The following is a 13837-nucleotide window of genomic DNA, read 5'->3' as shown; positions in this document are numbered from 1 at the left end:
GGGCGGGGCCGCCTCACCTCCCTGAACTTCGCCGCCTGTCGTGTCTACGTTCTCCTCGGACAACGCATGCGCGTCCGGCACGCGTGTGCGTCAGCGGTGTGAGCACCCATGGCCTCGGTCAAAGGAATTGCGAACGGGGGGAACACGCGCAAGCGCGTCCAGCAAGAGACGCTCCCCCAGGATGTTCAGGCGCAGGAATTGGAACGCTTCCACGCGCAGCGCGAGGCGCTCATCGCCAACGTTGCGCAGTCCGGAGCGAGGCTCCTCACGGTCGCGGCCAGGCGGTTGCCGACCGTGCTGACGCGGCCCGTGCTCGAGGGGGGAAGCCGCATTCTCCAGGACACCACCCTCTACCTCCAGGAAGCGTCGATGGAGGAGTGGCTCCGCGCTGCGCAAAAAAAGCTGAAGGCGAGTCCGGGGAGCTCCATCCTCGGGCTGCTGGGTATTGGACTGCTCGCTGGGCGGCTGCTCCGTAAGGTGGCGGAGAAGGGGGGAGCCGAGTCCTTCCAAGACCGATTGCGCGAAAGCATGTTCCTGGCGACCCATGGTGGAGTGGGGCGGCCCCCAGCCGCCGCACGTCAGCGGTTGCTGAGGGGGGGCGCCGGTGGAGCGCCGACGCAGGGAGGCGTGGCCGAGGGCTTCAAGGAGCGATTGCGCGAAGGCATGTCCATGGCGACTCATGGTGGTGGAGTGGGGCGGCCCCCGGCCGCGACGCGCCTGCGCCTGCAGGAGGCTGGAGGGGCGAAGCAGGGGGCGCCACGCAAGCGCGACGTGAAGGAGCGAGCGCCGCGCGAGCCCGCGGTGAGGGTGAAGGAAGTGGCGCGAGACGTCGCCGAGGGCGCCCGGGACGCAACACGCGCCTTCGACGAGGTCACCAAGAGCGCCAAGGGTGCAACACGCGCGTTCGCAGAGGCGACCCGGGGCGCAGCGCGCAAGGGCGGTGAGGTTGCGAGCGGCGCGCGAAAGGCGATGAAGGACACATCGCGCGAGGTCGCTCGAGGGGCCGCGAAGCCAGGGGGAAAGAAGTCGCCGCCCAGCACCGAGGCCACGTCCACGAAGGCGCCCGCACAAGCGCCGAGCGGCTACCTCGGGATGGGGGCCTTCCCCGTCCGGTTGCCGGAGAGGCTCGCGAAGACCCATGGCACCCAGAGCGGCCTCAAGGTCGCGAGCGTGGAGCCGGATGGCCCGGCCGAGGAGGCGGGGCTGCATCCGGGTGATACGCTGCTCACGCTCGAGGGGCAGCCATTGCGAGAGGTGGATGACCTGGTCGCGCAGCTGCCTCCGGAACGTGTGGGCCAGACCGTGCACGCCAAGGTGCTGCGCGCCGGGGCTGCCAGGGTCATCGACCTCACCGTTGGCGCGCACCCCTGAGCCGGAGGAGGACCTGCGGCGCGAGGAGGATGTGCGGGGCCTGGGCGCTCCCCGCGAGCCCTTTCAAGCCACTTCCGAAGTGCTTGCCTGACGGTGGACATCTCCCAGCCGAGGAGGCTCGGGACGTGTCGATGTGTTTCGAGGCTCCGGATGGAGGAACTCCAGGGCATAGACTGGTGCCCGTTGTCCTCGCATCCTTCGAAGGGGCCCTCGCGCGTGCGTCCATTCTTCATCGTCCTTGGTTGTTCCTTCGTCCTGGGGTGCGCGTCCACGCCGAAGCCCGTCCCAGCAGCGCCAATCGAAGCCACCGAGACGTCCCAGGCGGAGCACGAGACACCGGCGTACCTCTCGCCCTCTGAAATCGTGAAGGTGCTGGAGGATTCCAAGGTCGCCTATCGGATCGAGGGCAAGGACTCGCCCCCGGGCGGGTGGGGCGACCAGCTGTGGCCTCAGCGCGTGGCCCTGATTGACGTCCCCCAGGTGGAGGTGGAGGTGGAGGACGGCCGCCGCACCATCCGCGAGTGGCCCACGCCCGCCGGGATGAAAGCCCTGCTCGATGAGGCCGAGCCCCACTTCCAGGCGAAGCGCTACGACGAGGCCGCGAAGCTGTACGCCCAGGCCACGGACCTGTGTCCCGAGTGCTACGTGGCCTGGGTCTTCCGGGGTGACGCGGACTACTTCGCCGGAGACGCGGCCACCGCGCTGGAGCACTACGGCCGCGCCACCACCCTCAACCCCTATGACCACCGTGCCTGGTTCTTCAAGGGCAATGCCCTGGCGAAGCTGGGGCGCTTCGAGGAGGCGCTGGATGCCTGGGCACAATGCCTGGCGCTGAGCCCGCGCTACCCCGTCATCCGCCAGTTCTTCCGCACCAACGCCCACCTGGGGTTGGTCATCCGCGGTGACACCATTGTTCCGCGCGGGTACGCCGAGCGCGACGCGGAGGGCGTCTCCATCCAATTCGACCCCAACCACGACCCTGCCTGGCTGGCGTTCGCCAACTGCAAGGCCCTGTGGCTGGGTGAGCCGTCACACCGGAAGAAGATGACGGGCTCCACCGAGGAGCAGTTCACCTCCGTGGAGGAGATGGAGTGCCTGGCATCGGCGCTGGCCGTCCATGAGAGCCAGAAGGCGGAGGGCAAGACGGATGCCTTGGACCCCACGCTGGACCGCCTCTTCGCCATCGCCCAGGAGGGGCTGCTGCTGGAGGCGGTGTTGTTCGAGGTGGGCGCGCGCGTCCACCCGCAAATCGCGCTCACCCTGGAGGATGAGCTCCGCCGGCGCCTCAAGAAGTACGTCCTGACGCACGTCCTGGTGCCAGCGGGAGGCCACGGGGGCTGAGCGCCCTAAACCAAGGATCGTGATTCTCGAACGGCCTCAGGGGGTGCGCCTGAGGTCGACTCGTCGCAAGGATGGACTAGCGGAGCGCTGGGCATTGCGAGCGGAGAGGTAGGTATGCACTCGGACCATGAGCTGATCCAGCTGGTCCTCGCCGCGCTCGCGGGGCGGGCGGCCCCTGCGGTGTACCACTTGCGTTACGCGACGGAGGCGTTGAAGCGAGGAGTATCGCGAGTGACGGCGGCGGCGCGGTTGGGGATTGGCGCCGACGGGCTGGCGGGTGGAGGGGCCGACCGCGTGGCCGGTAGCCACTGGCCGAGGTCTTGTGGGGATGAAGGCAAACCGCTGGCTGTTGTTTTTGGCCTTGGGCGTCGTGGCTTGTAGCAGTGGAGACATCGACAAGCCGCCTAACCTCCCGCCAGTCACGGTGGATGCCGGAACGGACGCGGGGCAGCCCCTGCCCGACGCGGGGCCCGGCTCCCAGTGCCTCGGGGAAGGCACGGCGTGCAGCCGGGACTCGGGCGCCCAGTGCTGTACCGGCCTCTGCTCTGATACGGGCGTCTGTCCTGCCCCTGGTGCCCAGTGCACCGCCGCGGGCGAGACCTGCACCAGCGGCATTGAGTGCTGCACGAACAGCTGCCTGGACGGCAAGTGCTCCACGCTGCAGTGCCTGGACGTGGGCAGCATGTGCGCTAGCGCGGAGGCGTGCTGCACGAAGCTCTGCGGCGCGGACGGCAAGTGCGCGGCGCTGCCTTCCAGCAGCACCGACAGTTGCAAGGTGCCGGGCCAGGCCTGCACCGGCGCGGGGGACTGCTGCTCCAACAACTGCCAGGGGGGGATCTGCAAGCCGGCGTACTCGTGCCAAGCCAATGGCGATCTGTGCATGAAGGGCGCGGACTGCTGCGGAGGTGTGTGCACGCAGGAGAACACGGGCACCCCGGGCCGCTGCGTGGCGGTCAGCGGTGGCGGCGCGGGCAGTTGCCTCCAGGATGGCAACCCGTGCTCCGGCTCCAGCAACTGCTGTTCGCGCACATGCGTGGACCTGGGCTACGGGGCCACCGTGTGCCAGCCGGTGGGCGGCTGCCGTCCCACGGGCAACTACTGCACCAACGACGGCGTGTGCTGTGGCGGTGAGAAACTGTCCAACGCGGTGCACTGCCGCGAGAGCCGCTGTGACAAGCCGAATGGCTGCAACCCCGTGGGCAACATCTGCGGCAGCGGCCAGCTGCCTGATGGCGGCATCATCGACGTGAACGCCCGCGAGGCCTGCTGCGACGGCATGAAGGCCGTGTGCAAGGTGGACTCCGTAGGCGTTCCACGCTGCTTCGGCGGCTGCCCCAACAACAACTGCCCGGCGGGCTGTCCCACGGGCTACACCGGCGAGGAGCCGTGCTGCATCGCGCAGGACCAGCAGTGCCAGTTTTCCGACCAGTGCTGCGGCGGCGCGCGCTGCCTGCCCGGCGCGAATGGCGGCCTGACCTGCCAGAAGGTGACGTGCGATCCCGTGGGCACGCCCTGTGATCCGCAGGATTCCAAGTGCTGTGCTGGCACCACCTGCTCCCTCACCTCCGAATTCGCCTACGCGTGCCGTGCCGGGACCGTGCCGGGCGGTGGCGGCACGGACGGCGGCACGGGTGGGACGGACGCGGGCACGTGCGCCGCGAACGGGACGGCCTGTGCCTCGGGGGCCGCCTGCTGCTCCGGCATCTGCAGCAATGGCACCTGCTCGACCCCCAACGCCTGTCAGCCCCAGGGCCAGGCTTGCACCTCGCCCGCGGACTGCTGCGTCGGGCTCGGCTGCAACATCCCGGGGGGGAGCATCGTCGGCACCTGCGAGACGGGTTCGACCTGCTCCGCCGGCGGTCAGGCGTGCTCGCCCACCAGCCCGTGCTGCCCGCGGCTCAACTGCCAGACGGTCGACGGGGAAGCCTGCACCGGCACGACGCCCTGCACGTGCCTCAGCCCCATCGGATGAAAGGCGGCACCCATCATGCTCACACCACTTCCGCGTACCGTGACCGCTGTCGCGTGTTCCCTCTTCCTGTCCCTAGGCCTCACGGCTTGCGGTGATGACGAACTCAGCTCTGACGAGCAGGCTCGCCGCGCGTACCTCGGACTCGACCCGTCCGTGGGCAAGGCCCTGCAGTTGGGCTTCGTCGGCTTCAACACCGCGTCCACTGCGAACATCCCGCCCCAGTCCACGACGGGCGCCGTCTCCGGGACGCTGCTCGTCACCGGGCAGGTGGACCAGGGCAGTTCGGCCAACAAGGGCATGCGCCTGCGCATTGGCATGACCGGGTACTCCGACGGCGAGATCATCCTGGGCGGGGACGAGGACCCGGTGAACATCACCTACACTTCGAGCACGGACACGGCGGCGCAGCCGGAGCTCACCCTCCAGTTGCGCGGCATCCCAGACGGCACGTTCACCGGGACACTCAAGGGGCCCTTCCAGATGACCGGGGACCTGGAGGGCAGCGTCACCCTGGACCTCGCCCTCACGGGTGAAATCGAGCCCGACGGCACCGGCCAGGTCCTCCGCACGACGGGCAGCACCCATGTGACGGGCACCGCCACGTCCAGCGACGGCGTCTATACCGTCGACGTCACGCTGTAACCGAGGGGCCCACCGCTACGCCGCGAGGGAAAGCTCCCGCCGCTCCATGCAACAGGCGTCGGGAACAGGAGGACAAGGCGTGGCTCCTGGGGTGCGAGGATTCAGTCACCGCACGGGAAAAGCCCAGCAACCCGGTGGGATTGCTGGGCTTCTGAATGCACCCACGGTGTTTCGGCTCCCCCTCGGCTTACGGCGCGAGGATGTAAGAGCTCGCCGTGCCCCCTACCGGCGCGTAGCGCTGACCATGCCGGCGCGCGCTGGACGGCCAGCGGTCAGTCGTGGCTCTTCGGCAACGTGACGGTGCCGGGGTTCTCAATGGCGGCGAGAGCGGCGCGCAGCAGGTACTCCCCCGGGCCGTCGCCGCGCAGCTTCGCCGTCTCAATCAGCGAGTAGAAGAGGTCGGCCACCTGGGGGGGCTCTCTCGGACTTGCTGCCGTAGTGGTTCTTCCTGCCGAGGACGACGTCGCTCATCTGGCGCTCGACGGGGTTGTTGTCCAGTGGCACCAGGGGGTTGGAGAGGAAGAGAGTCCGCCCGGGAGGAGTGGGCCCTCATCTGCGCCACCCACAACCTCCTCGAGCTCTTCCGCATGATGGCGGCGTAGCGGCCTGCCGCACCCAGCGGCGGACCGGCGTCTCTCGTCCGGTCTCGCTCTCAACCCCCATTACCGCTACACGCTCCTAGCGGGGCAGCTTGAGCCGCAGCGTGAACACGTAGGACACGCTCACCGTCCGGCCCTGGTACTGCACCGGGGTGTAGCGGCGGTTGTGCAGCGCATCGAGCACGGCCTCGTTCATGTGCGGCAGGCCCTTGATGATGCGGCAGTCCGTCACGTCGCCGCGCACCGTGATGACGCACTTGGCAATCATGGTGCCTTCCACGCGGGCGGCGAGCGCCTGGTGCGTGTATTCGATGCCCGGGGTTCCCATCAGTCTGGGCGGCGACATGCCCTGGCCAAAGGGCATGACGTCGGTGCCCGTGGCTTCCTGCCCGGGGACCAGTCCGGGCACGTACGGCACGCCAATCACGTCGCTATCCTCGTAGCCCTCCGGATGCCCACCCGGCACGCCCGTCCCCGGGTCGTCCGCCACCTCGTCCGTCGAGGTGCTGGTGTCGGTGCTCGCCACCGCTTCCACCGGCTTGGGCGGCGCATCCACCACCGGCGGCGGCACGCGCGCGGGCACGCGGTCCCGGTTGCGCGGGCGAGGGCGTGGCGCGGTGGCTGCCTTCGGCTGCGCGGGGGCGGGGGAGCCCTTCGCCACGCGCGGGGGCTGCGCCACGCGGAGCACCAGCTCCTTCGGCTCCGGAGGCTCGCTGGGCCCCGGCGGCCTCGCGGAGATGACGAGCACCGCCCCGAACAGGGCCGCATGCAGGACGATGGACACCCACACGCCCGTGCCAAGACGTCCAGCCCGCTGCCGCTCGATAACCGAATTGAACATTCCGGATGGCCTCCCTCAGCGTCTGGCGCTCCCGGTGCCGGCCGTGCAAGACGGACGGAACCGACGGGGACGGGTGGCTGCGGAGCGCCCTGTCCACGCAAGAGTCAACCTACGGAGTCGGCGTCTTCGAATGGCGGTGGGTCGGCCATCGCTTCGTCATGGTTGTGTCATGACGAAGCGACCTCCATGCGGTAGCCCACGCCCCGGATGGTGTGGATGGAGAATCCAGAGGTGCTCGTCCACCCCAGCTTCTTCTTCAGGCTGGAGACGAAGTTGTCCACCGTCCGCGGGTCCACCACCACGTCGCGGCCCCAGACGGCGTCCAGGATTTCGCCTCGGGGCAGGGCCCGGTCCTGGTGCCGCAGCAGGAAGGCCAGCAGGTCGAACTCCGTGCGCGTCAGCTCCACCACCGAACCGTCCGCGCGCGACACCTGCCGCCGGCCCAGGTCCAGGGTGAAGCCGCTGAAGCCCATCTGCTCCGGCGGCGCCGTGCCGGAGCGGCGCACCAGGGCGCGTACCCGGGCCAGCAGCTCGCGCAGCCGGTAGGGCTTGGTGAGGTAGTCCTGTGCGCCCACCTCGAAGCCCCTGAGGATGTCGTCCTCCAGTGAGCGCGCGGTGAGCATCAGCACCATGCTCTTGTTGCCCTGCGTCCGCAGGCGGCGGCAGAAGCTGTAGCCGTCCTCGCCGGGCAGCATGACGTCCAGGATGAGCAGGTCGAACGCACGCTCTTGCAGCAGCCGCTCCGCGTCGCGGGTGCTGGGGGCCTCGGCGACGAGGTAGCCCTCGTCCAGCAGGTTGTCCCGGAGGCCGACGCGCAGGTGGGCGTCGTCCTCGACGATGAGGATGGCGGGACGGAGGGGCGGGGTGGATGTAGCGGTGTTCATCGAGCCGGCTCGTTGAATATCAGCGCGAAGGTGGTGCCGTCGGGTCCCGAGGAGGCCACCTGGATGTCGCCCCGGTGCAGCTTCATGATTTTGCGGCACAGGGCAAGGCCCAGCCCGCTGCCATGGACCTCCGTCCCGGGCACCGTCAGCCGGTAGAAGTCCAGGAAGGCGTTCTCCCATTCGGATTCGGGGATGCCGATGCCGTTGTCCTGGAAGAGCACCGTGCAGCCGTAGCCGGGAATCATCTGCGCGCGGATGGAGATTTCGACGGGGCTTCTCCGGTTGTAGGCGCACGCGTTGCGGCCCAGGTTGGAGAACACCATCCGCAGCAGGCCCGGGTCCGCTTCCAGCTCCACGCCTTCCAGCTCCGTGGTGATGTGGACGGGGACGTTGGTCGCGATGGCCAGGTCGTCGCGCAACGAGGGGATGAGCTCCTCCAACCGCACGCGCGAGGTCCGCAGCGTCCAGCGGCCCTTGTCGATGCGGTTGAACGACAGGATGTTCTCCACCAGGAAGTGCAGCCCGTCCGCGGCCTGGACGATGCGCGCCGGGTAGTCACGCACCTCCGGTGCCTGCGCCAGCTTCCGCTCCAGCGTCTCACCCAGCAGGCGGATGGAGGCCAGGGGCGTGCGCAGCTCGTGGGAGACGGTGGCCACGAAGTCGCTCTTGAGCTCCAGGAAGTGGTACTTGCGCTGCTGGGCCACCACCGCGAGCGCGACGATGGCCACCGCGAGTCCTCCGCACACGGCCACCAGCAGCGTCTTCAGCCCGTAGCGCGCGTCGATGTCCGCCTCCTGGCGCGCCCACTGAGGCATGTCCACCGCCAGCTTCAGCGTGCTCAGGGGACGGACGGCGCCGCCCGCGCGCAGCCGCAGGCGTCCCGTCGCGTCGAAGAGGCCGCGCGCCTGCATGTCCTGGGTGATGGGCTGGAGCATCGCCTCCAGGTCCACCGCGATGCCGTACACCGCCTCGCCGCGCAGCGCCACGTACCAGGACTCGCCCAGGAGGGTGGGCTCGTAGAGCTCCTCGGGAATCACCAGCATGCCCGCGTCCGCTTCGCCCGCTCGGGCGAGGAAGTCGCCCGTGGGCTCGCCCAGTGCGGCGCTCACGCGGACGATGCGCGCATGGAGGAAGTCGAAGTCCGCCCGCGTGAAACGTGAGCGCTCGCGCAGCACGTCCCGCTGCAACCCCGACGCCCGGGCGAAGCCGCCCAGGTCCTCTGGAAGGCCCTCGCGCAGCAGGGCCCGCACCAGCGGCGTGGTGGCAGGGCCGCGCTGGAGCCGCTCCACCACCAGCAGCAGGAAGGGCAGCTCCTTCTCCGGTGGCAGCCGGTTCGCCGCGTGGTAGCGCAGCAGCGCCTCCACGCGGGTGGCCGCGCCTCGCGCGTCCCGGGCCGCCAGCGCCGCCTCCACCGCGCGCAGCCGCGTGAGGCGGGGCTCCCATTCTCCCGCGGGGGCGCCGTCCTTCATCCTCGCGCCCAGCAGGGCATGCACGTCCCGCGCGGGCGTCCCGGTGCCCGGCATGGGGATGGTGAGGCGCGGCAGGAACTGGTAGCCGCGGAAGTTGATGTAGTAGCCCTCGCCGGGCTCGAGCGGGTCGCCCACGGCGGCATGGAGGGGGCGGATGCTCTCATCGAGCTTCTTCGCCAGGTTCTGCCGCAGGGCCTCTTCGGCCGCGTGGGCCAGCGCGTCCCGGCGCGAGCGCAGCTGCGCGTGGGCGTCATCACGCTCCTGGCTGAAGATGCGCTGGAGGCTGACCAGCCCCCAGCCAAGGGCCAGGAGGCCACAACCCAGGGCGACGAGCGTAGGAAGGAGCCGGCGCAGCATGTGGAGCCGCCGCTGACTATTGCACAGCCGCCTTCCCCCAGAGGCTTTTCACTTCAGCCTCCTGGCCGGGGCGAGTGTCCTGGGCCGGTGAGCGGGCGGACTTCGGGTCCACGTCCGGACAGCCCCCGGGCCGCGTGGCTGGCGTGGGACGTCCCCACCGGGGAGGTTGGGGATGGAGGTTCACGCATGCGCGTCGTGTTTCCCTTGTCACGGCCCTGGCCGGGGGGGCCGGTGGTGCTCTGGGGTGGAGCGCTTCCGGCGGGCAGTCTGAAGTACCTGACGTTCTCCCATCACCTCCAGTCCGCGCCCGCGGAGACGAAGGGCCTGGTGGAGCTGTCCGGTGCGTCGTCGGCGCTGGCGCTGGATGCGCTGGGCCGCGAGCGCGGGCTGCCGGTGGTGGCCCTCACGGACACGATGGGCACCGCGTACCTGCGCGCCAACGGCTTCGGTGGGGAGGTGCGCACCGTGCACGGCTTCACGCAGGCCTGGGAGCTGGCGCTGGACTACGAGCGCCAGGGCTGGTTCTGGCCCCGGCAGCTCGCCAACGGCGCGCTGGTGGAGAGCGTGGAGTCATGGACCACGCGGCTGCTCGACATCGTCCAGGACGTGTATCCCGCCGTGCGCTGCGTGGTGTGTGGCTTCGGCACGGGCGCCACCGTCGCGGGGCTGTACCGGCCCTTCTCTGCCGCGGGCTACGAGGTGGTGGGCTTGCAACCCGCGTCCGGCAGGACGATGCCCGGCTGGCGGCGCTGGGCGGAGCAGAGCCTGGGCTCCAAGGACCTCTTCTATCCGTACCGCGAGGATGTGCCCCTGGAGACGGCGGATGCGAAGGCGGTGGACGCGCTCGCCGCGCTGCTGGCCTGGGCGCGCTCGGAGCGGCGGCCAGAGGAGGTGCTCGTCATCTCCCACAACGCGAGGCCCCCATTCGAATGACGGGGGCCTTCGTCACGGCGCTTCAGCGGCCGCGGCCCTGTCCACCGCGCTGACCGCCCGGGGGGCCACCCACGCTCCGGTCCTCGCGGCGCAGCGACTGGTACTGGGAGCGCTGGGCCTCGTCGAGGATGGCGTTCATCTCCTGGTCGGTCTGCTGGCTCTCCGTGCGCAGCGCCTGGCGCATGTCTCGCATGGTCTTCGTTCCGGCGCGGACCTCTTCCATGAGCGCCTGGCGCTTGGTGGACTCCGCCTCCAGCCGGCGCGTCAGCGTCTGCTCCTGGGTGTAGTTCAGCCGAGCGTCGGTGATGAACTTGCGCACGCGCTCCTGCTGCTGCGCCTGCTGCTGGATCTGCGCCTGCTGCCACTGCTGCTGCCGCTCGGCGCGCTGCTCATTGCGCATCTCGTTCTGGACGTTGCGCACCGCGTCCTTGAGGTAGTCGCGGCCGCCCTCGGAGTTCAGCGCTTCGCCGGCGACCATGCCGCGCACCTCGGCGCGCAGTTGCTCCACCTCCGCCGCGAGCGCCGCGGGCGGCGGCGAGGCCACCACCTTCCCATCCGCCGTCAACGTGGGGCGCCGCTCCACCTCCATCAGCCGCCGGGACAGGCTGATGGACGTGTCCTCCAGGGCCTTGATCCGGCGCTCCAGGTTGATGACGTCCGCGGCGACGCTCGTGGGCTGCTCGGGCGGAGTGGACGGGGGCGGAGCCTGCACCGTCTCACGGGGACTCCAGAGGGCCACCACGAGCGCCGTGGCGGCAAGGAAGAGGGCGGCGATGCTGGCGAGCTTGTTCACGTCTACTCCGACGGAAGCTGGAACGACTTATTCCATATCAGGTGCTGTCCAGCCCCGTCCGCCCACCTGCCGGGAGGGAAATCGCCCCGGAACGGCCCCGATGGGCCGCCCGGATGCTCGGTTGCCCGCCCCCCGCGCAAGGGGCCTTCCCAGGAAAAGTCGTCCCCTCGAATGACGCAGGCGTGAGCCCTAGTCGGCGCGCAGAGACTCCGACGGGGAGACGCGGCTGGCGCGAAGCGCGGGCACCAGGCACGCCAGCAGGGAGAGGGCCGCCAACGCCACGGCCACGCCCAGGAAGATGTCCGGGGCGAAGGGCTCCACGCCATAGAGCGTCGCCGCCATGAACCGGGTGGCGCCATACGCGGCGATGAGCCCCACGCCCACGCCCAGGGCCGTCAACCGCAGCCCCTGGCTCAGCACCAGCCGCAGCACCTGGAGGGGATGGGCTCCCAGCGCCATCCGGATGCCCAACTCTCGCGTCCGCTGGCCCACCGAATACGCCAGCACGCCATAGACACCGACGCCGGCCAGGATGACGGCGAGCCCGGCGAAGGCCGCCAGCAGCCGCGTCGTGGCCCTGGGCCGCAGCAGGAGCTTCTCCACCCGGTCCGTGAAGGGCAGCAAGTCGTAGACGGGCTGCTGGGCGTCCACCGCCTTCACCTCTTCGCGCAGCGCGGCCAGCGCCGAGGCGGGCGGCCCCTGGGTGCGCACCAGCATCGTCATGGCTCGCAGGGGAAACTGCGCATAGGGCAGATAGCTTTCGGGCGTGGCGGGCTGGGTGAGCGACTCGTGACGGACGTCCTCCACCACGCCGATGATTTCCCGGAACGGCTGCAGGTCATCCCAGGTCAGCCGCACCCGCCGGCCCAGGGCATCCCCGCCACCGAGGTACCTCTGGACGAAGGCCTCGTTGACGATGATGACGGGGGCGCTCTTCTCCGTGTCCTCGGGCCCGAAGTCGCGGCCCTGCCGCACGCCAATGCGCAACGCGGAGAAGTAGCCGGGCGAGGCCACCCGGTAGGCCGTGATGTGGCGGTCACCGGGCGAGGCCGACATCCCTTCCAGGATGAAGTCACCATTCGAGCTCGAGCCTCCCAGCGGGGCATCGTTGACGAAGCCCACCGCTTCCATGCCGGGCCGCGCCATCAGCCGCTCCGCGACGCCTTCGAAGAAGGCCCGCTTGCGCGCGTCCTCCTGGTACGCGTCGGGGGCGAGCGTCAATTGCGCGGCGACGACCCCCTCCGCGTCGAAGCCCGGGTCCACCGCCTGGATGTTCTGCAGCGAGCGCACGATGAGGCCCGTGCCCACCATCAGCACCAGCGCGAGCGCGAGCTGCACCATGACGAGCGCGCTGCGCAGCGGATGCCCGGAGCGCGCGCCCACGGCGCTGCCGGATTGCCGCAGCAGGGGCAGCACGTTCATCCCCGACGCATGCATCGCGGGCGCCAGGCCGAAGAGCAGGCCGGTGCCCACCGACAGCAGCACGCTGAAGCCCAGGACGGTGCCGTTGAGCTCCAGCGGCGCCACGCGCAGCATGCTGGCGGGCAGCAGGGTGCGCACCAGCTCCATGCCCCACAGCATCAGCAAGAGCCCTAGCACGCCGCCGAAGAGGGACAGCAGCACGCTCTCCACCAGGGACTGCTGGAGCCGCCGTCCCTGGCTGGCGCCCAGCGCCGCCCGGATGGCGCCATCCCGCTGCCGGGACAACGTGCGCACCAGCATGAGGTTGGCCACGTTGGCGCACGCGATGAGCAGCACGAAGCCCACCGCCACCCACAGCATCCACAGCACATCTCGCGTGTTCGTCGTGAGGTGGTCCTGCCAGCCCGTCACCCGCACGGTGTGGCGCTTCTGCCCTGGCTCGGGGTGGCCAATGCCCTGCGCCGCGCGCTCCAGGTCCGCTCGGGCCGCCTCCAGTGAGACGCCCGGTGCCAGCCGCCCCAGCACCGACTGGTAGTGGTTGCCATGCCGCTGCGGGTCCTGCCACTCGGGGACCCACACATCCGTGTCCTCGGCGAACTCGGGGAATGAGAAGTCCTCCGGCAGCACGCCCACCACCGCGTGGCTCCGGCCGTTGAGCACCAGCGTCTGGCCCACCACGTCCGGGACGCCGCCGAGCGCCCGCTGCCAGTAGCCATGGCTCACCAACACCACGGAGGTGTCACCCCCGGGTGGCGCGTCCTCTTCACGCAGGTCGCGCCCCTGCGCGGGTTGCACCCCCAGCACGGAGAAGAAGTTGGGGGTGATGCGCGCCGCCCGCACCCGCTCGGGCTCGTCCGTTCCCGTCCGGTTGAGGCTGGTGCGTCCGAAGCCCGCGAGCTGGCTGAAGCCCTTCGAATGCTCCCGCCAGCCGAGCAGCTCCGGTGCCGCCACCGAGGCGTGGCTCACCGACTCCTGCACGCACCAGATACGGACCAGGGATTCGGGGAGGGGAAAGGGCAGGGGCCGCAGCAGCATCGCGTGGATGGCGCTGAACAGGACGGCGTTCGCCCCAATGACGAGCGCCAGCGTGAGGCCCGCGGCCAGCGTGAAGCCGGGGGTTCGTGTCAGCGTGCGTATCGCGTAGCGGAGGTCCTGGAGGAGCGAATCCATGGCTGCGGCCATGAGCGAAGGACATGCCAACCGCCTCGCGGGC

Annotated in this window: 11 protein-coding genes and 1 pseudogene; 5 read left to right on the top strand and 7 right to left on the bottom strand. The window is 70.1% G+C overall.

Going from position 1 to position 13837, the window contains the following annotated elements; genetic code table 11:
* Positions 1-198 precede the first annotated feature (198 nt).
* The 4 genes from FL344_RS31195 to FL344_RS31180 all read left to right on the top strand — a co-directional run bounded on the left by FL344_RS31195 (position 199) and on the right by FL344_RS31180 (position 5326).
* Entirely contained in the window at positions 199-1371 is a 1173-nt protein-coding gene (locus tag FL344_RS31195; RefSeq protein WP_228565501.1) for a PDZ domain-containing protein, read from the top strand.
* Positions 1372-1587: 216 nt separating this feature from the next.
* Positions 1588-2712, top strand: coding sequence for a tetratricopeptide repeat protein (locus FL344_RS31190; RefSeq protein WP_228565500.1), 1125 nt, complete (start codon positions 1588-1590; stop codon positions 2710-2712).
* 370 nt (positions 2713-3082) lie between these two features.
* On the top strand, positions 3083-4684 hold the full coding sequence (locus FL344_RS31185; protein WP_194863319.1) for a hypothetical protein: 1602 nt from the start codon (positions 3083-3085) through the stop codon (positions 4682-4684).
* Positions 4685-4723: 39 nt separating this feature from the next.
* Positions 4724-5326 (top strand): hypothetical protein, encoded by a 603-nt coding sequence (locus FL344_RS31180; RefSeq protein ID WP_194863318.1) that lies wholly within the window; start codon positions 4724-4726, stop codon positions 5324-5326.
* Positions 5327-5598: 272 nt separating this feature from the next.
* On the opposite strand, the gene FL344_RS39855 is transcribed toward FL344_RS31180, so the two are convergent.
* The 5 genes and pseudogenes from FL344_RS39855 to FL344_RS31160 all read right to left on the bottom strand — a co-directional run bounded on the left by FL344_RS39855 (position 5599) and on the right by FL344_RS31160 (position 9476).
* Positions 5599-5733 (bottom strand): hypothetical protein, encoded by a 135-nt coding sequence (locus FL344_RS39855; protein ID WP_255508254.1) that lies wholly within the window; start codon positions 5731-5733, stop codon positions 5599-5601.
* Positions 5705-5842 (bottom strand): annotated as a pseudogene (locus tag FL344_RS40120) (transposase); the annotation flags it as partial. The gene FL344_RS39855 and the pseudogene FL344_RS40120, both read right to left, overlap by 29 nt.
* Positions 5843-6004: 162 nt before the next feature.
* Entirely contained in the window at positions 6005-6766 is a 762-nt protein-coding gene (locus FL344_RS31170; RefSeq protein WP_141621082.1) for an energy transducer TonB, read from the bottom strand.
* A 167-nt stretch (positions 6767-6933) separates the two neighbouring features.
* Positions 6934-7650, bottom strand: a complete 717-nt coding sequence (locus tag FL344_RS31165) for a response regulator transcription factor (RefSeq protein ID WP_090488889.1) — start codon at positions 7648-7650, stop codon at positions 6934-6936.
* Complete coding sequence (locus tag FL344_RS31160; RefSeq protein ID WP_141621081.1) at positions 7647-9476, bottom strand: HAMP domain-containing sensor histidine kinase; 1830 nt, start codon at positions 9474-9476, stop codon at positions 7647-7649. The genes FL344_RS31165 and FL344_RS31160 overlap by 4 nt, the downstream gene beginning before the upstream one ends.
* Before the next feature lie 186 nt (positions 9477-9662).
* Here FL344_RS31160 and FL344_RS31155 point away from each other — a divergent pair, with 186 nt between their 5' ends.
* Positions 9663-10409: a pyridoxal-phosphate dependent enzyme gene (locus tag FL344_RS31155; RefSeq protein WP_216612234.1), complete on the top strand. Its 747-nt coding sequence runs from the start codon at positions 9663-9665 to the stop codon at positions 10407-10409.
* Between the two features lie 22 nt (positions 10410-10431).
* On the opposite strand, the gene FL344_RS31150 is transcribed toward FL344_RS31155, so the two are convergent.
* Together FL344_RS31150 and FL344_RS31145 are read right to left on the bottom strand one after the other, a co-directional pair.
* Entirely contained in the window at positions 10432-11202 is a 771-nt protein-coding gene (locus tag FL344_RS31150) for a hypothetical protein (RefSeq protein ID WP_141621079.1), read from the bottom strand.
* Positions 11203-11391: 189 nt separating this feature from the next.
* A complete protein-coding gene (locus FL344_RS31145) occupies positions 11392-13794 on the bottom strand; it encodes an ABC transporter permease (protein ID WP_228565499.1) in 2403 nt (800 codons plus the stop codon).
* Positions 13795-13837 lie beyond the last annotated feature (43 nt).

It is taken from the genome of Myxococcus sp. AB036A (assembly GCF_006547355.1).
GTDB lineage: Bacteria > Myxococcota > Myxococcia > Myxococcales > Myxococcaceae > Myxococcus > Myxococcus virescens.
This window is presented reverse-complemented; position numbering and strand designations above follow the sequence as displayed.